This window comes from Kribbella sp. NPDC058693 (assembly GCF_042715335.1).
Classification (GTDB): Bacteria; Actinomycetota; Actinomycetes; order Propionibacteriales; family Kribbellaceae; genus Kribbella; species Kribbella jiaozuonensis.
In genome coordinates, this window is sequence record NZ_JBHXSQ010000001.1 from 1,787,862 (window position 1) to 1,804,087 (window position 16,226).

Below are 16,226 nucleotides of genomic sequence, written 5' to 3' on the forward strand. Positions count from 1 at the left end.
TACCAGCTCGCTCATCGCGCAAGGGAGCGGGCTTTGGGTGTCAGCAGGAACGCTCCGGCGTACAGCAGCGCGGCGATGATCAGTAGGCCGTGGAAGCCGATGATCAGGGCGGCGTATTCGAGGCAGCCGCCGAGCATCGCGCCCAGGAGGTTGGCGCCGAAGGAGGCTGTGCCGTCTGCGGTGTCGGTGAAGCGTTTGGCGAAGATGACGTTCGCGGCGAAGATCGGCGTGAACGCGATCAGCACCGCGACGATCACGCGCAACCCGACCGGCATGCTGAGCAGCCAACTGTCCGGGAAGACCCACGACAACGCGAGCCCGCCGAACAGTACGGCGAACATCACCTTGACCGGCGGTGTCCTGAACCGTCTGGTGACTTCGACCGCGGCCAACACCGCCACCAGCACGCCGGCGAACACGATCGCGTTCACGACCCACGTCGTACCGAACAGCAACGCAAACCCCGTGATGCTCTTCGTCTCCAGCAACATGAAGCCCGCGCCCAGCAGGAACAGGTCCGCGTACGGACGCATCCGCCGGTACGACGACCCGCCGCCCGCGATGCCTACTCCGACCAGACCGGCGACCAGGATCAGTCCCAGCGTCACCAGATACAAGCTAGGGATCCGGTCCGTGAACAGATAAAGGAACGGCCGGTTGTCCGTGGCCGGCGGCGGCGTGATCGCGGCCGGACCGGGCCACTCGGCCGCACACGTCTGGTCCTGCTCGGTCAGACCGACCGTCACGACCGCCTGCTGCAGACCGTCACCGATCTTGTCCACACAGGGCTTGTGCCCGAACGCCTGCTGCGCCGTCGACGCGAGCCGGTCGATCAGCCAGGTCTCGCGGTAGTAGTTGTACATCGCGAACGCCCCACCGGGATTGAGGTGGTCGCGAGCGCTCTCGAACGCCTGCTTCGTGAACAGGTAGCTCTCCAGCCGCAGCGAACTCGCGCCGTTCACCAGCGTCAACGAGTCCGGCAGCGCCAGCAGGATCAGGTCGTACTTCTTGTCCGTCCGCGACAGGTACGCACGCCCGTCGTCGATGTGCGACGTCACCCGCGGGTCCTGGTACGGACGATCCGGGTGCAGCGCCTTGCCGAGATCGCGGATCCGCGGGTCGATCTCGACCGCGTCCACATGCGTCGCGCCCTTCTTCAACGCGATCGCGACATCCGACCCGGAACCGGCGCCGATGATCAGCACGTTCTTCGGCGTCTTCCCGACGTTCGCCCGCTCGTACGGCAGTCCGTACTGCGGCTCCCACTGCAACCGCGCGTCCGCGGGGATCGCCTGCTGATGCGGTACGCCGTTCACCGTGATCGTCAGCAGCGGCACGCCCTCCCACGTGTACTGCTTCGTCTGCACCTTGTAGTACGGCGACCAACTGTTGTCCGCTTTGGTCGACTCGTGGAACAGCACCCCGAGCATCACCAGCAGCGGCGCGAGCACCATCGCGGCGCTCAACCCCATCGCCACGGCCCGGCGACCGGACGCCGCCGTCCGCGGGATCATCAGCAGCCCGAACATGATCGTGACGATGAGCCCCCACCAGATCGGCGGCGCGCCCAGGAACGACAGCCCGGTGAACGTCACGATCCCGGCCAGGCTGCCGATCAGGTCGAAGCGGTACGCCGTCAACCGGGGCAACTCGGCGAAGCAGCGACCGACCAGCTCGGCCGGACCGGCCAGCACCACCGCGGCGGCGATGAAGATGATCGGCAGGATCACCCAGACCGGCGGACCGGTGGTGTTCAGGCTGGTGAAGTAGATGACGCTCGACGAACTACCCCGGTTGACCGTCACCGGCTTCCAGGCGATCACCAGCACCAGCAGGCCGAGCATGATCGGCGAGTAGTACGGCAGCCGTTTCGCGCGGCCGGATCGCAGTACGCCGATCCCGATGCCCAGGAACGAACCGAGCAGCACGAAGTTCGAGAAGTAGCTCAGGTGCACCACGTTCGAACCGGTCCACCGGATCAGCGCGAGCTCGGTGAAGAGCATCAACGCACTGGCCGCAACCAGCCGCGTCCGTACTCCGAACGGGCTCGGCCAGTTGGTGGTCGTGACGTGGTCAGTGGAGGAGTCGACTGCCATGCGGGGCGACGTTACCGGATATCGGAGTGGCGTGCGTCACCCCGCAGGCAACCGTTACAAAGGGTCAGCGGCGGCGGGTCGGCTTCGGCAGTTCGCAGCCGGACTTGTTCAGATCGATGCTGCGGGTCGCGGTCAGGCAGGTGTAGAGCCACCAGGTCTGCTGGCCGTACGCCGCGCCCTGCTCGACGGTGACGTTGCCGTTGGCGTCGACCTCGCACGGGTTGTTCACCGTGCAGCGCTCGCCGTCCTCGTTACCGGTGTTGTTGATGCCGATCATCTCGCCGGTCGTGGTGCTGACCACGGGTGATCCCGACGTACCGCCGATCGTCTCGCAACCGGGCTGCTGGTACTTGATCGAGTTCTGCCAGGTCCAGTCGCCCTCGCGCAACTGCGGGATCGTCGCCTGCACCGAGCAGGTGTAGATCCGCTTCCAGTAACCGGACACGACAGCCATCCCGGCGCCGTTTGCCGGTCCCTGCTTGGCCAGCGTGAGCGGGGTGACGTTCAGCCGGCTCTTGATCGATGCGTAGGTCTCGTTGACCTCGTACACGATCATGTCGGTCTTGGTCATCGTGCCGAACAGGATCTTGTCGGCGCGGACCGTACCGGCCCGACTGGAGTCCGGCTTCAACAGCGTGATCGAGCGCGTCGACGCCTTGTTCACCAGCACCTGGCCGGGCTGCAGGAACCCGCCTTCGTAGCAGTGCCCGTTGGTGAGTACGAGGGCCTTGTCGGTGCTGACGGATTCGGCGTACCGGACGAGGGATGCCGAGCAGTTGCTCAGCGCGGCGATCCCGGTGAAGTCGGTACCGGGCGCGGCGGCTTGGGCCGCACCGGTGCCGAGGAGGGTGGTAGTCGCGACCGCTGTGGCGGCCAGGAACGTACGGAACAGTTTCATGGGGCGGTGTCCTCACTGGTTGTACTTAGAGGACTTCGTAACGCATCCATCCGCCGCCGACCATCACAACTGTGTCAAGCAGGGTGAGTGCACGGGTTTTCCTGCGCTGTGTGAATGGACTGCTACTCTTCGTCTCCGGATCCGCCTCCGCCCGAACCAGTTCGTCGCGCGGCACGTCGTACCGAGTGACAAGTGAGGACAAGGTACGGTCGGCAAGAGACCGCCCGGTTGGAGAACGGAAGGACGTCATGCCGCAGGAGAAGCCAGACCTGCGCAATCTCCGCGAGCCGGTCCGGTTCAAGCGGGCGCTGACACTGTTGCTGATGACGCTGATCCTGCCCGGGTCGGCGCAGATCGTCGCGGGCAGCCGGCGCGCGGGCCGCTGGGCCTGGCGGGTGGTCTTCGGCCTGATCGCGATCATCGTGTTCCTGGTCGTCCTCGGCCTGATCTGGCGCTCGGGGACGATCAACTTCCTGGCCCGGCCGGGGACGTTGCGGCTGGTCCAGATCATCCTGATCCTGCTCGCGGTCGGCTGGGCGGCGCTGTTCATCGACGCGTACCGGATCTCGCAGCCGCTGACGCTGGAGCGCAACCACCGGCTGATCACCAGCATCCTCGACGGCGTGCTGATCTTCGTGGTGGTCGGCGCACTGGTCTACGCGAGTGTGATCGTGAACACCCAGCGGGACTTCGTCGCCAGCGTGTTCGGCAGCGGGAAGTCGTCGAAGGCCGAGAAGGGCCGCTACAACGTGCTGCTGATGGGCGGCGACTCCGGCGCGGACCGGATCGGCACCCGGCCGGACAGCATGACGGTGGCCAGCATCAACGCGGACACCGGCCGGACCGTGCTGATCGGCCTGCCGCGCAACCTGGCCAAGGTCCCGTTCCCGGCCGGTACGGCGATGGCGAAGCAGTTCCCCGACGGCTTCCAGTGGAACAAGTGCGCCGCCGAGTGCCTGCTGAACGCCGTCTACACGTACGCCGCCAACCACAAGACGCTGTTCCCCGGCGACCCGAACCCGGGCGAAACCGCCACCACACAGGCGATCGAGGCCGTCACCGGGCTCAAGATCAACTACTTCGTGCTGATCGACCTGGCCGGCTTCCGCGACCTGCTCAACGCGGTCGGCGGGATCACGCTGGACATCGGCAAACGGGTCCCGATCGGCGGCGGCAGCTCCCCGATCAAGGGCTACATCGAGGCCGGCAAGAACCAGCACCTGGACGGGTACCACGCGCTGTGGTTCGCCCGGTCCCGGGCCGAGTCGTCGGACTACGAGCGGATGGCGCGGCAGAAGTGCGTGATGTCCGCGATGCTGAACCAGCTGTCGCCGTCGACCGTGCTGACCAAGTTCCAGGGCATCGCGTCGGCCAGCAAACAGGTGGTCAAGACCGACATTCCGGCCGGCGAGCTGGGCACTTTCACCGATCTCGCGCTGGACGCGAAGAAGCTCCCGGTGTCAAGCTTCTCCGCGGTCCCGCCGTTGATCCACACCGGCGACCCGGACTTCGCGCTGATCCGGACGAAGGTCGCCGAGGCGATCGCCAAGTCCGAATCGCTGGACAAGGGCGGCTCAGGAGGAGACGGTAAGACTTCGACCACTCCGCGTAGTACCACCGGCACGACCAAGCAGCCGACCAACGGCACCACGAAGAAACCCACCACCTCACCCACCACACCCGCCACCGGCGTCGACGACGTCGCATCGATCTGTAAGGCCTGACCTGATATGCCGCTGTCCCACTGGCCACCCGTATCCGTCGTGATGCCCGTGCTGAACGAGGAACGCCATCTCGAGGAGGCGGTCGGCCGCGTCCTCGAGCAGGACTATCCCGGTGAGCTGGAGGTCGTCCTCGCGATCGGCCCGAGCAAGGACCGGACCCAGGAGATCGCGGACAAGCTGGCCGAGAAGGATCACCGGATCAGCATCGTGCCGAACCCGACCGGCAAGACGCCGGCCGCGCTGAACGTCGGTATCGCCCACGCCAAGCACGACATCCTGGTCCGGGTCGACGGGCACGGCGCGCTCACCGACGGGTACATCACCCGCGCGGTCGAGGTGCTGGACGAGAGCGGCGCGGACAACGTCGGCGGCGTGATGGCGGCCGAGGGCCGGACCCCGACCGAGATGGCGGTCGCCTGCGCGTACCGATCGCGGCTGGGTCTGGGTGCGTCCACGTTCCACCAGGGCGGCAAGGCCGGGCCGGCCGACACCGTGTACCTCGGTGTGTTCCGACGGGCCGCGCTGGAGCGGGTCGGCGGCTTCGACGAGACCATGCACCGGGCCCAGGACTGGGAGCTCAACTACCGGATCCGCAAGACCGGTGGGCTGATCTGGTTCACCCCGGACCTCTCGGTCACGTACCGGCCGCGCTCGTCGCTGTCCGCGGTGGCGAAGCAGTTCTTCCACACCGGTCAGTGGCGCCGCGAGGTGATCCGCCGGCACCCGGAGACCGCCAACAAGCGGTACCTGGCGCCGCCGGTCGCGGTCATCCTGCTGGCCGTCGGCACGATCCTCGGCATCGTCGGCCTGGCCACCGGCGTCAGCTGGCTCGACCTCGGCTTCATCGCGCCGCTGGGCTACGCGCTGCTGCTGATCTTCGGGTCGGCGATGGAAGGCCGCTACCTGCCCTGGAAGGCCCTGTTCTGGATGCCGCTGGTCTGCGCGACCATGCACGTCTCGTGGGGTCTGGGCTTCCTGATCGGCCTCCGGGAGAAGCCGAAGGCCGTCTAGCCGGCCCGGGTCGACTTGATGTAGGCCTCGACGACCTCGTTGACCGAGCCGTCGAGGCGCAGTACGCCGGCATCCAGCCAGATCGCGCGGTTGCACGTCTCCTGGACCACCTCGAGGCTGTGGCTGACCAGGAAGACCGTGCCGGCCTGGTCCCGGAGTTCCTTGATCTTGCGCTCGGACCGCACCCGGAACTCGGCGTCGCCGGTGGCCAGCGCCTCGTCGACGAGCAGGATGTCGTGCGTCTTCGCGGACGCGATCGCGAACTTGAGCCGCGCCGCCATCCCGGACGAGTACGTCGACATCGGCAGGTCGATGAAGTCGCCGATCCCGGAGAACTCCACGATCTCGTCGTACCGGCGCTGGACCTCGGCCGGAGACATGCCCATCGCGAGGCAGCCGAGGACCACGTTGCGGTCGCCGGTGAGGTCGTTCATCATCGCCGCGTTCACGCCCAGCAGCGACGGCCGGCCGCCGGTGTAGACGGCGCCGGACGCGGGCGGCAGCAGGCCGGCGATCGCGCGCAGCAGCGTCGACTTGCCCGAGCCGTTGCGGCCGATCACGCCGATCGCGTCGCCCTTGTTCGCGGTGAAGCTGACGCTCTTGACCGCGTGTACTTCGCGGATCGTCGGCCGGTCCTGCCGTTTCAGGATCCGCCGCAGCGCGGTCGCCGCCGTACCCTTGCCGCCCTGGCCGGCGATCACCTTGTAGATGATGTCGAGCTTGTCGGCGATGACGGTCGGTTCAGCCGCGGCCATAACGGTCCTCCGCCTGCCAGAAGTACCAGAACCCGGCGACCAGCATCACGAACGACCACACGATCGCGATCGTCCAGGCGTGCGGCAACTCGTTCTGCTTGTGCTCCTGGAGCAGCGATCGCCGGACGATGTCGATGTACGCCGAGATCGGGTTGAACGCGAGCACCTGGACGACCCAGGCCGGCGCATTCAGCTCCTCGAGCTTGGACGGCAGCGAGAAGAAGATCCCGGACGCGTACAGCCAGGTCCGGGTGACGAACGGCAGCAGCTGGGTGATGTCGGAGACGAACGTGCCGATCCGCGCGAAGACCAGCGTGATGCCGATGTTGAACATCATCTGCAGCACCATCGCCGGCGCGATCAGGAACCAGCGCCAGGCCGGCCCGTCGGTGAACCCGACCACGACGAACAGGATCGCGAGTGAGACCAGCATCTGGTTCAGCTCGTTCAGCACGTAGGCGAGCGGGAGGGTCGCACGCGGGAAGTGCAGCGTACGGATCAGCGAGAGGTTCAGCGCGAGCGAGCGCGACCCCTCGGTCATGCAGCGCTGCGTGAACGTGAAGACGAAGATCCCGCTGAGCAGGAACGCGACGTAGTTGTCGATCCCGTTCTTGGTGCCGAGCAGGACACCGAAGGCGAGGTAGTACACCCCGGCGTTGAGCAGCGGCGTCAGCACCTGCCAGATCGAGCCGAGGCGCGCTCCGGCGTACATGGCGTAGGTGCGTGCGGTGGCGTAACTGAGGACGAACTGGCGACGGCTCCACAGCTCACGGAGATACGAGCTGAGCGGGGGGCGGATCGAGCTCTTGGAGAGTCCGTAGCGTTCGGCCAAGGCCGCGGGGTCGTCTACCCCGGTCGGCTCTGCGGCGGTCGGCATTGCGCCAATGTACTGCGCTGTGTGATCCGATCGTGACGCAGGTCAGTCGACCAAGCGGGCTCTCAGTTTCGCGAGGTCCTCACCGGTAAGACCACCATGCAGCAGGTATGCCTCGGGTCCGCCGTACGTCGTGTCGAGGTGACGCAGGATCGCGACGATCGACTCGGCCCGGGTGTCGCGGAACTCGATCATCTCCGGATGCTTGGACGTATCGGGCTCCGCGGCCAACTGCTCCTCCAGCCACGGCGCGAGCCGCTCCTGGGTCAGGAAGTAGTCGGCAACGATCTCTTCTTCCGGTACGCCGGCCACGCTGAGCGCGAGCGCGACGACCATCCCGGTCCGGTCCTTCCCGCCGTGGCAGTGCACGACCACCGCGCCGTCCTCCTCGTCCGCGATCGCCTTCACCGCGGCCGCGAACAGCTCCGGCCGCCGATCGAGCATCCACGTACACGCCTCGACGATGGTGGGCTGCCCGTGATCCGGATCCGCCGGATCCTGCAACGCCTGCCGCACCGCCAACGCCGTACCGGTGAACGGCGTCGGGAACGCCGCGACCTCGCCGTCCCCGCGCAGATCAAGGATCCGCCCGACCCCGGCCCGCCGTACCGCCTCCACGCCTTCATCGGTCAGATACTGCAAACTCTCCGACCGGATCAGCACCCCTTCGCGAATCACCCGCCCGTCCGCGGTCGGCAACCCGCCGACATCACGCGCGTTCCGGCACCCGGCCCAGTCGAGATCCATCGCGGTCACCGGTCCTGCGGGCGGTCCGGGTTCGGACCTGGGTTGTACGGCGGGGGCGGTGGGAAGTTGGAGTTCGGCTGCTGGGGATAGCCCGGTGGCGGATAGTTGCCTGGGGCACCTGGTTGGGCGGGGCGGTTGCGACGGCCCCTGCGGACTGCCCAGATGATCAGGAAGACGATGCCGAGGCCGGCGAAGACCAGGAACGAGAAGATCGCGCCGAGGATCGACAGCACGAACGCGACGACCGACGACTTCGGGCCGGCGGCGTACGTCGCGCTGGTCTCGTCGTCGGTGCACGAGATGCTGTAGACCCCGGCCGGTACGGTCTGCGCCGAGCGGGCGACGACGTACCAGCTGTTGCCGTTGATCGTGATCGTCTCCGATCCCGTCTCGCGCTTGAGCGGTACGTCGTTGCCGTCGGCGTCCTGCGCCTTGCACGGCGGGGTCAGCACCGGGACGGACGAGTAGATCGTCAGCCCCTCCTCCTTCAGCTCGACCCGCCCGGACTCGATCGGCTGCGGCGTGTGCGGCGCCGTCACGACGATCCGCCAGACGAAGAACCCGACCAGCAGAGCACCGACGACGAAACAGGCGATGGCGATCATCGGAAGAACCGACTTCTTCGGCGCTGGCATCGGCATGCCGGGCTGCATGGTCATGCCCGCACGGTACCTGCTACGGCACGCCAAGCAGCCTGAGCCCGGCTGCGGTCGCCGCTGCGGCTACCACGACCAGTACGAACGGCGCCTTCCGCCAAGCCAGCACTCCACCGACGAGCACCCCCGCCGGCCGTGCAACTCCAGCGGGGCCATGGCCTTCGGTCAGCGCTGAGGTCGCGACCAGGGCAGTCAGCAGTACGATCGCGGCCGCCGCGAGCAACTGTTGCGCGCGTTCCGGTATCTCGAACCGGCTCCGTAACGCCGGGCCCGCGAACCTGAGCGAAAAGGTGCCTACGGCAAGTACTCCGATGCCGACCAGCAGGAGCGGGGTGTTCGTCATCCGGCCACCTCCAGGGCGGGCTTCTCGGCGCGGTAGAAGAGCAAGCCGACCAGGGCGAAGAGGACAGGCAGACCGGCCGGCAGGAACGGAGTCGCCGCCAGCGCCACCACGACACCGATGAGCGCCGCCGTCCGCGTCGACCGGTCGCGCAGGGACGGCAGTACGAGTGCGAGCAGGACCGCAGGGAACGCCGCGTCCAGCCCGAACACATCGGTATCGGTGATCACCGACCCGGCCAGCCCACCGACCACGACGCCGATGTTCCAGCAGACGAAGATGCCGATGCCGCCGGCCCAGTACGCCGCCCGCTTCTGCTCCAGCTCGTCCTGTCCCATCGCGAATGCGACGTTCTCGTCCGTCATCACATGACTGCCCGGGAACCGCCGCCACCCGCTGCCGATCACATCGCTGACCGCCAGTCCGAACGCGACGTGCCGGCTGTTCACCAGCAGTCCCGCGATCATCGCCGCGATCGGGCTGCCGCCGGCCGCGACGATCCCGACGAACAGGAACTGCGACGCACCCGCGAAGACTACGATCGAGAGCAGGATCGGCACCCACAACGGCAGCCCGCCGCCGACGCTGATCGCGCCGTACGAAAGGCCCACGACACCGTCGGCCAGGCAGACCAAGGCAATATCGCGGGCGAGTCCCCGATCGAGTGTTCGCCAAATCGAACGCATGGGCATTATGATGAACAACGATCCTCCCGTTCGTCAAGCCGAACAACCAGACCGATGGAGCGAACACGCGATGGACAACAGGGCACCACTGGACGTGATCGCCGCGTCCCTGCGCCGGCACCGCGCCCGGACCGGCCTCTCCCTCACCGAGGTGGCGAAACGCGCCGGCGTCGCGAAGTCCACGCTGTCGCAACTGGAGTCCGGCACCGGCAACCCCAGCGTGGAAACCCTGTGGGCGTTGGCCGTTGCACTCGACACCCCGTTCGCGGCGCTCCTCGACCCGCCGCGCCCGAAGGTGCAGATCATCCGCGCCGGCGAAGGCCCGGCCATCTACTCCGACCAGGCGGACTACAGCGCCACCCTGGTCGCGTCCAGCCCACCGAACGCGCGCCGCGACATCTACCGCATCGTCGCCTCCCCCGGCCCGGGCCGGAAGTCCGAGCCCCACATGCCCGGCGTTGTCGAGCATGTCGTCCTCGGCTCCGGCCGCGCCCTCGTCGGGCCGACCGACGACCCGGTCGAGCTTTTCCCCGGCGACTACATCGCCTACCCCGGCGACCTCCCGCACGTCTTCCAGGCTCTCGAGGAAGGCACAGCGGCCACGCTCGTTTCCGAGCATGTGTAACGTTAACCGCTCACCTCTGGACAACTCCGCGCACGTCTGCGCATCATCAAGTCGAGAGAGCTCTCTGGTCGAAGTCCGCCCCACTTCGCTTGGAGGTAGCACCCCCGATGAGACTCAAATCCCTACTGCTGTGCGCCCTTCTCGGCCTCGCAGCCGCCCTCGTCCCTGGTAGTGCGTCGGCGATCGGCGTCACGCCCGGCACGTACGTCAACTACACGTTCGACACCGCCTCGCTCACCCAGGCCGAGTTCCGGATGACGATCAACAACTCCCCCGGGCGCGCGAACGTCTACTGGTCCAACCAGTTCGACTTCACCGGCGGCGACGTCGGCGGGTACACCGGCATGCAGACCCACCGCGACGGCGGCGGCATGTTCCTCTACTCGCTCTGGAACTCGACCGACATGCGCGTCGGCGACGCCGGCACGTACTGCATCAAGTTCCAGGAGGACGGCACCGGCGGCAGCTGCCGCCTCGACCGAGCCCCGACACCCGGCCACACGTACGCGTTCGCCGTCGCCAGCGAAGGCAGCGGCTGGTACGGCGTGACCGTCCGCGACCTCACGGCTGGTACGTCGTTCAAACTCGGCAGCCTGCAGACCGGCGCCGGCAACACGATCAGTACGTCAGGAATGGTGAGCTGGACCGAGTACTTCGACTGGAACAACGACAAGGCCACCTGCGACGACGAGCCGTACTCGAAGCTGACGATGAACCTGCCGACCAGCGGCAGCCTCACCGCACACTTCACCGGCAGCTCGGAAAGCACCGGCTGCGCGGCCGACAGCCAGGTCACACTCAACGGTTCGACAGCCGTCCAGGAGAACGGCATCGGCAACTCGGCCTCCGGCGACATCCGCGGCAGCGGCGGCTGCCTCGACGTCTCCGGCTCGGACGGTACGACGATCCTGCTGTACTCCTGCACCGGCAACGACAACCAGAACTGGGTGCATGCGGAGAACAAGACGTTCCACGCCCAGTTCAGCTGTCTCGACTCGAGCGCGACGCAAGCCGGCGCCGTGATCCTCTACAGCTGCCACGGCGGCGCCAACCAGCAGTGGACGCAGCCCGGCGACGGCACCATCCGCGCCAACGGATTGTGTCTGACCGCACCAGGTGCCCTCGGCAATCCGGTAACCGTTGCCTCATGCAACAATTCGGCGGCGCAGCGCTGGACGTTCTGAAGAACATGACGCCCGGGACCGAGGTGGTCCCGGGCGTCACAATGACCTTGGGTCAGAGCTTGCGGCCGACCCCGCCGACGATGCACTCCTCGACCTGGTTCAGCGGCTTGAGCCGCGGGCCGTCCGGCCACCAGTCGTCGCAGAGCACCAGGCCCGGCGGCACCAGCTCCTGGTCCGGGAAGAACTCCATCAGCTCCTTGCGGGTGCGGAACCGGCCGCTGCCCATCGGGCTGTGGATGAACTTCTCCTCCATCTTCTGGGCGACCGCGGTGTGCTCCGGAGTCTCCGGGTCGTAGAAGTGCGAAATCACCGTATACGACCCGGGCACCACCGCGTCGACGTACTTCTGCATGATCTGTGCACCCTCGGTGCCGATGTAGTGGTGCAGCGTGCCGGCCTGGATCACGGCGATCGGCTGGCTGAAGTCGAGGAACTCACGCACCTCGGGCCTGCTCAGCACCTCGTCCGGCTCGAAGATGTCGGCGCTGACGAACAGCGTGTTCTCGTTCTCCTCGAGCAGCGCGCGGCCGTGCGCGAGCACCACCGGGTCGTTGTCGATGTAGAGCACCTTGGCCTCGGGCTGGATCCGCTGCACGACCTGGTGGGTGTTCTCGGCGGTCGGCAGACCGGATCCGCAGTCAAGGTACTGCGTGATACCTGCCTGACCGGCCAGGAACCGGCACGAGCGGATCAGGAAGTTCCGGTTCGACCAGGCCAGGTCCTGGGCCTGCGGCGCGGCGGCCTGCACCCCACGCAGTACCTCGCGGTCGACCTCGAAGTTGTCCTTGCCGCCCAAGAAGGCGTCGTAGACCCGGGCGATGCTGGCCCGGCTGGTGTCGACGCCGACGGGGATAGAACTGGGTGCCTGTTTGGCATCGGGCATCGGGTGGACCTCGCAGAGAGTGGTCGGAAATCTGTGAGGCCGACTCTACTGACCGTAGGGCCCGTTGGACACACCGTATCTGCGCGTCGGGGTGGACGAGGTCACTATCTGTTGTGAAATGATCAGCTGTTGCATCGGGACACCACGGGGACAGCGGCTGGGAGGCATGAGGTGACCGAGCCTGGCGCGTACGGCGGCCCGACCGCCCTGCGCATCATGCTTGGCGTGCACCTGCGCCGGCTTCGCGAGGAAGCGCAGATCAGCCGGACCGATGCGGGCTGGGCGATCCGCGGCTCCGAATCCAAGATCAGCCGGCTCGAGCTCGGCCGGGTCGGCTTCAAGGTGCGTGACGTCGACGACCTGCTCACGCTCTACAAGGTCGAGGACGACGACGAGCGCGAACGCCTGCTGACATTGGCCCGTGAGGCCAACAGCCCGGGCTGGTGGCAACGGTTCGACGACCTCACGCCGCAGTGGTTCCACTCCTATCTCGGGCTCGAGATGGCAGCGGATCTCATTCGTACGTTCGAGTTGCAGTTCGTCCCGGGTCTGCTGCAGACACCGGAGTACGCGCGGGCCGTCATGCAGCTCGGCCGGCAGGACGTTCCGTTGTCGCGGAGCGAGCAGGATCGCCTTGTTTCGTTGCGAATGAGCCGCCAGGACGTGCTGACGCGGCAACGACCCGCGCGGCTCTGGGCGGTCGTCGACGAGGCCGTACTGCGCCGTCCGATCGGCAGCCCGGCAATCCTCAAAGCCCAGCTCGAGCACCTGATCGACGCGTCCCGGCGGCACAACGTCACGCTGCAGATCATCCCGTTCTCGAAGGGCGGCTACACCGCGACCGGCGGCGCGTTCACCCTGCTCCGCTTCAACGACGCCGACCTTCCGGACATCGTCTACATCGAGCACCTGACCAGTGCGGTCTATCTCGACAAGCGCGAAGAACTCGACACGTACGTCGTCACGATGGACGCCGTCTCGATCACCGCAGCCCAGCCCCGCGAAACCGAAAAGCTGATCCGTCAGGCGATCGAACGTTTGGATGTCTAGCGCCGTTGGGCTCCCGGACCGGGGCGGAAGGCAACTTCTCGCGGGGTCGGCTCGTGGCCGCCCTCGCAGTGCATGGTGACGGTGACGCGTTCGCCGCAGTCGCCGCGGTGACGCGGCTCGATCGGCGCGCCCGCGGCGAGCGGGAGGTACTCGTCGCCCCACTGGATCATTGCCACCAGCACCGGGTAGAGGTCTAGCCCGGCCTCGGTCAGCCGGTACTCCGAACGCTCGCGCTGACCGGGCAGCCGGTACGGATGGCGGCGGATCAGGCCGCGCTCGATCAGGGCTGCGAGGCGCTCGGTGAGGACCTGGCGCGGGATGCCTGCCCGGGCGCGGATGTCCTCGAACCGGCGGACGCCGACGAAGATCTCGCGGAGAACGTGAAAAGTCCACTTGTCGCCGAGGATCTCCATCACCCGCGAGATCGTGCAGTTCTCCGTGGACCAGTTCATCGCCTCGGGCAGCTGCTCACCGATCACCGTACTCATGGGTTCATGGTAAGTCCGCTTGACAGACTCAGCCAAGCAGGGAACGCTGAATCCGTGAACCAGACTCAGGCGAGACCGCCACTCGTCCGTCGCGCCGGCGAACCCGACGCGGACGAGCTGGCCAGGATGCTGTCGGGGCTGACCGACCTCAGCCGCTACTTCCGCTTCCAGACCGCGATCGGTTCTCCGCCGCGGGCGGCGTTGCTATTGCGGCTGCTGTGCCCCACCGGCTCGGCCTTCGTGGCAACGCGCGAGGACACGATCGTCGGCCACGCGATGTGGGCCTGGGCGCCCGGCGAGGCGACGGCCGAGCTCGCCGCCGTCATCGGTGAGGACGATCAGCGTCGTGGGCTGGGGATCCGGATGCTGGCGATCGCCGCCGCTGATGCGATCGCGGCCGGCGCGAAGCATTTCCTGTTCGTCGTGAGCGCGGCCAACGAACGTTCGATCCGGATGGTCCGCCGCCGTTGGCCGGACGCCACCGTCGAACGTGACGGCACGCTGCTGACGTTCGTCGCGCCGGCGCGGCTACCGGACCAGCCGGAAGAACGCGCGGATGTCGTCGACGAGCAGGTCGGGAGCCTCGAGAGCCGCGAAATGCCCGCCGCGGGTGAACTCCGACCAATGGACGATGTGGTGCCGGCGGTCTAGTACTCGGCGGATCGCGGGATCCGTCGGGAAGACCGCGATGCCGGTCGGCACACTCGGCCGGATGTCGTCGGCGGCGCGGCGGTTCTCGTAGTACAGGTTGGCGGCAGTCGCGCTGGTGTTGGTGAACCAGTAGATCGACACGTCAGTGAGCAGGTGATCCAGGTCGACCGCATCCTCCGGCAGCGCACGCTCCGGATCGGTCCACTCCCAGAACTTCTCCAGGATCCACGCCAACTGCCCGACGGGCGAATCGCTCAACCCGTACGACACCGTCTGCGGCCGCGTCCCCTGCAGGTCGGCGTACCCCGTCCCAACTGCACGCAATCGCTCGGCCGCCGCCAACCGCTCTCGTTCCACCTCGGTCTGAACATCACCGGGCTCAACGGGCGGAAACGCCAGCCCGCCGTTGATATGTACGCCGACCACATGCTCCGGATCGAGCTGCCCGAGGAGCGGCGACACGACCGATCCCGTGTCGCCACCTTGTGCGCCGTACCGCTCGTATCCGAGCCGGCGCATCAACTCCGCCCAGGCCCGCGCGATCCGCCCGTGATTCCAGCCGTCCTGCAACGGCAGCGAGAAACCATGCCCCGGCACGGACGGCGCGACGACATGAAACGCATCCCGTGGATCCCCGCCGTACGCCGCGGGATCCGTCAGCGGGCCGAGCACCTCGAGGAACTCCGCCACCGACCCCGGCCACCCATGCGTCAGCACCAACGGCAACGCATCCGCTTCCGGCGATCGCACCTGCAGGAAATGAATCGTCTGCCCGTCGATCTCCGTCGTGTACTGCGGATACTCGTTGAGCCGCGCCTCCCACAACCGCCAGTCGTACGCCGCCCACCGGTCCGCGACCCGCTGCAGGTACTCGACCGGCACCCCGCGCGTCCACCCGTCGCCAGGTAGTTGCCGAGGCCAACGAATTCGTCGCAGTCTGGCGCGCAGATCGTCCAGGTCCTCGTCCGGCACCTGGATACGGAACTCAGAGATCATGCGCCCGCTCGTGCAGCGGCTCGTACAACCCGACCTCGCCACCACCCGGCAATCGGAACGCCGTCAGCACACCCCACCGCTGCCTTTCCACGGGCTGCGAGAACTCCACCCCGCGCGAGGTCAGGTCGGCCATCGTCTGCTCGAGGTCGTCGCACATCAGCAGCAACTCGTGCGACGCGGCCTCGGCCGGATGCATCGCCACCTCGGCCGGTGGCAGCTTGAAGATCAGCCACCCGTGCCCGGCATCCACCGACGGATACTCCAGCACATCGCGGAAGAACGCACGGTCCGCCTCGGCGTCCGTGCTGTAGATGATCACATGCGCTCCGTTGATCACCTACAGCACTCTAGACGCGATCAGTCCTCGACGACGATGGCCAGCGCCGGACAGACGGCCGCAGCCTGGTGTACGTCGGCGGCGAGGTCCTCCGGCGGGTTGTCGGTGAGCAGTACGACGATGCCGTCCTCGTCCCGCTGGTCGAAGACGTCACCGGCCGCGGTCACGCACTGGCCGGAGGCGACGCACCTGTCCTGGTCGACGATGATCTTCATAGGTCGTCCT

General features: G+C 67.2%; 18 protein-coding genes and 1 pseudogene. 6 read left to right on the top strand and 13 right to left on the bottom strand.

What is annotated here, in order from left to right; genetic code table 11:
• Positions 1-11 precede the first annotated feature (11 nt).
• Complete coding sequence (locus ACFWUU_RS08530) at positions 12-2,096, bottom strand: spermidine synthase (RefSeq protein WP_137252954.1); 2,085 nt, start codon at positions 2,094-2,096, stop codon at positions 12-14.
• A gap of 64 nt (positions 2,097-2,160) precedes the next feature.
• Entirely contained in the window at positions 2,161-2,994 is an 834-nt protein-coding gene (locus tag ACFWUU_RS08535) for a serine protease (protein WP_380173854.1), read from the bottom strand.
• A gap of 248 nt (positions 2,995-3,242) precedes the next feature.
• On the opposite strand from ACFWUU_RS08535, the gene ACFWUU_RS08540 reads away from it, so the two are divergent.
• Together ACFWUU_RS08540 and ACFWUU_RS08545 are read left to right on the top strand one after the other, a co-directional pair.
• Positions 3,243-4,718, top strand: coding sequence for an LCP family protein (locus tag ACFWUU_RS08540; RefSeq protein ID WP_380173856.1), 1,476 nt, complete (start codon positions 3,243-3,245; stop codon positions 4,716-4,718).
• Between the two features lie 6 nt (positions 4,719-4,724).
• Positions 4,725-5,729: a glycosyltransferase family 2 protein gene (locus ACFWUU_RS08545; protein ID WP_137252951.1), complete on the top strand. Its 1,005-nt coding sequence runs from the start codon at positions 4,725-4,727 to the stop codon at positions 5,727-5,729.
• Here the strand turns inward: ACFWUU_RS08545 and ACFWUU_RS08550 are convergent.
• The 6 genes from ACFWUU_RS08550 to ACFWUU_RS08575 are packed head-to-tail and all read right to left on the bottom strand — an operon-like array spanning position 5,726 to position 9,787.
• Positions 5,726-6,484 (bottom strand): ABC transporter ATP-binding protein, encoded by a 759-nt coding sequence (locus ACFWUU_RS08550; protein ID WP_380173858.1) that lies wholly within the window; start codon positions 6,482-6,484, stop codon positions 5,726-5,728. The two genes, ACFWUU_RS08545 and ACFWUU_RS08550, sit on opposite strands and share 4 nt — an antisense overlap.
• Entirely contained in the window at positions 6,471-7,361 is an 891-nt protein-coding gene (locus tag ACFWUU_RS08555) for an ABC transporter permease (RefSeq protein ID WP_137252949.1), read from the bottom strand. Before ACFWUU_RS08555 ends, ACFWUU_RS08550 begins: the two co-directional genes overlap by 14 nt.
• Positions 7,362-7,403: 42 nt before the next feature.
• Positions 7,404-8,105: a tyrosine-protein phosphatase gene (locus ACFWUU_RS08560; RefSeq protein ID WP_380173860.1), complete on the bottom strand. Its 702-nt coding sequence runs from the start codon at positions 8,103-8,105 to the stop codon at positions 7,404-7,406.
• Between the two features lie 5 nt (positions 8,106-8,110).
• Entirely contained in the window at positions 8,111-8,764 is a 654-nt protein-coding gene (locus tag ACFWUU_RS08565; RefSeq protein WP_380173862.1) for a hypothetical protein, read from the bottom strand.
• 16 nt (positions 8,765-8,780) lie between these two features.
• Positions 8,781-9,104 carry an AzlD domain-containing protein gene (locus tag ACFWUU_RS08570; protein ID WP_380173864.1) on the bottom strand — a complete coding sequence of 108 codons (324 nt, stop codon included), beginning with the start codon at positions 9,102-9,104 and terminating at the stop codon, positions 8,781-8,783.
• Positions 9,101-9,787, bottom strand: coding sequence for an AzlC family ABC transporter permease (locus ACFWUU_RS08575; protein WP_137252946.1), 687 nt, complete (start codon positions 9,785-9,787; stop codon positions 9,101-9,103). Before ACFWUU_RS08575 ends, ACFWUU_RS08570 begins: the two co-directional genes overlap by 4 nt.
• Before the next feature lie 70 nt (positions 9,788-9,857).
• Between ACFWUU_RS08575 and ACFWUU_RS08580 the strand changes: the two genes are divergently transcribed.
• Entirely contained in the window at positions 9,858-10,412 is a 555-nt protein-coding gene (locus ACFWUU_RS08580; protein WP_137252945.1) for a helix-turn-helix domain-containing protein, read from the top strand.
• Between the two features lie 107 nt (positions 10,413-10,519).
• Complete coding sequence (locus ACFWUU_RS08585; protein WP_380173866.1) at positions 10,520-11,596, top strand: ricin-type beta-trefoil lectin domain protein; 1,077 nt, start codon at positions 10,520-10,522, stop codon at positions 11,594-11,596.
• 52 nt (positions 11,597-11,648) lie between these two features.
• On the opposite strand, the gene ACFWUU_RS08590 is transcribed toward ACFWUU_RS08585, so the two are convergent.
• The gene (locus ACFWUU_RS08590; protein WP_137252943.1) at positions 11,649-12,479 is read right to left on the bottom strand and encodes an SAM-dependent methyltransferase; all 831 of its coding nucleotides are present in this window, start codon (positions 12,477-12,479) and stop codon (positions 11,649-11,651) included.
• 171 nt (positions 12,480-12,650) lie between these two features.
• Between ACFWUU_RS08590 and ACFWUU_RS08595 the strand changes: the two genes are divergently transcribed.
• Entirely contained in the window at positions 12,651-13,529 is an 879-nt protein-coding gene (locus tag ACFWUU_RS08595) for a helix-turn-helix domain-containing protein (protein ID WP_380173868.1), read from the top strand.
• Here ACFWUU_RS08595 and ACFWUU_RS08600 read toward each other — a convergent pair.
• Positions 13,526-14,017, bottom strand: a complete 492-nt coding sequence (locus ACFWUU_RS08600; protein ID WP_380173870.1) for a winged helix-turn-helix transcriptional regulator — start codon at positions 14,015-14,017, stop codon at positions 13,526-13,528. The genes ACFWUU_RS08595 and ACFWUU_RS08600 overlap by 4 nt on opposite strands.
• A gap of 126 nt (positions 14,018-14,143) precedes the next feature.
• Here ACFWUU_RS08600 and ACFWUU_RS08605 point away from each other — a divergent pair.
• Positions 14,144-14,467 (top strand): annotated as a pseudogene (locus ACFWUU_RS08605) (GNAT family N-acetyltransferase); the annotation flags it as partial.
• Between the two features lie 78 nt (positions 14,468-14,545).
• On the opposite strand, the gene ACFWUU_RS08610 reads toward ACFWUU_RS08605, so the two are convergent.
• The 3 genes from ACFWUU_RS08610 to ACFWUU_RS08620 are packed head-to-tail and all read right to left on the bottom strand — an operon-like array spanning position 14,546 to position 16,216.
• Complete coding sequence (locus ACFWUU_RS08610) at positions 14,546-15,664, bottom strand: epoxide hydrolase family protein (protein WP_380173872.1); 1,119 nt, start codon at positions 15,662-15,664, stop codon at positions 14,546-14,548.
• Positions 15,654-16,001, bottom strand: coding sequence for a VOC family protein (locus ACFWUU_RS08615; protein WP_380173874.1), 348 nt, complete (start codon positions 15,999-16,001; stop codon positions 15,654-15,656). The genes ACFWUU_RS08610 and ACFWUU_RS08615 overlap by 11 nt, the downstream gene beginning before the upstream one ends.
• A 20-nt stretch (positions 16,002-16,021) precedes the next feature.
• Positions 16,022-16,216, bottom strand: a complete 195-nt coding sequence (locus ACFWUU_RS08620; protein WP_137252939.1) for a ferredoxin — start codon at positions 16,214-16,216, stop codon at positions 16,022-16,024.
• Positions 16,217-16,226 lie beyond the last annotated feature (10 nt).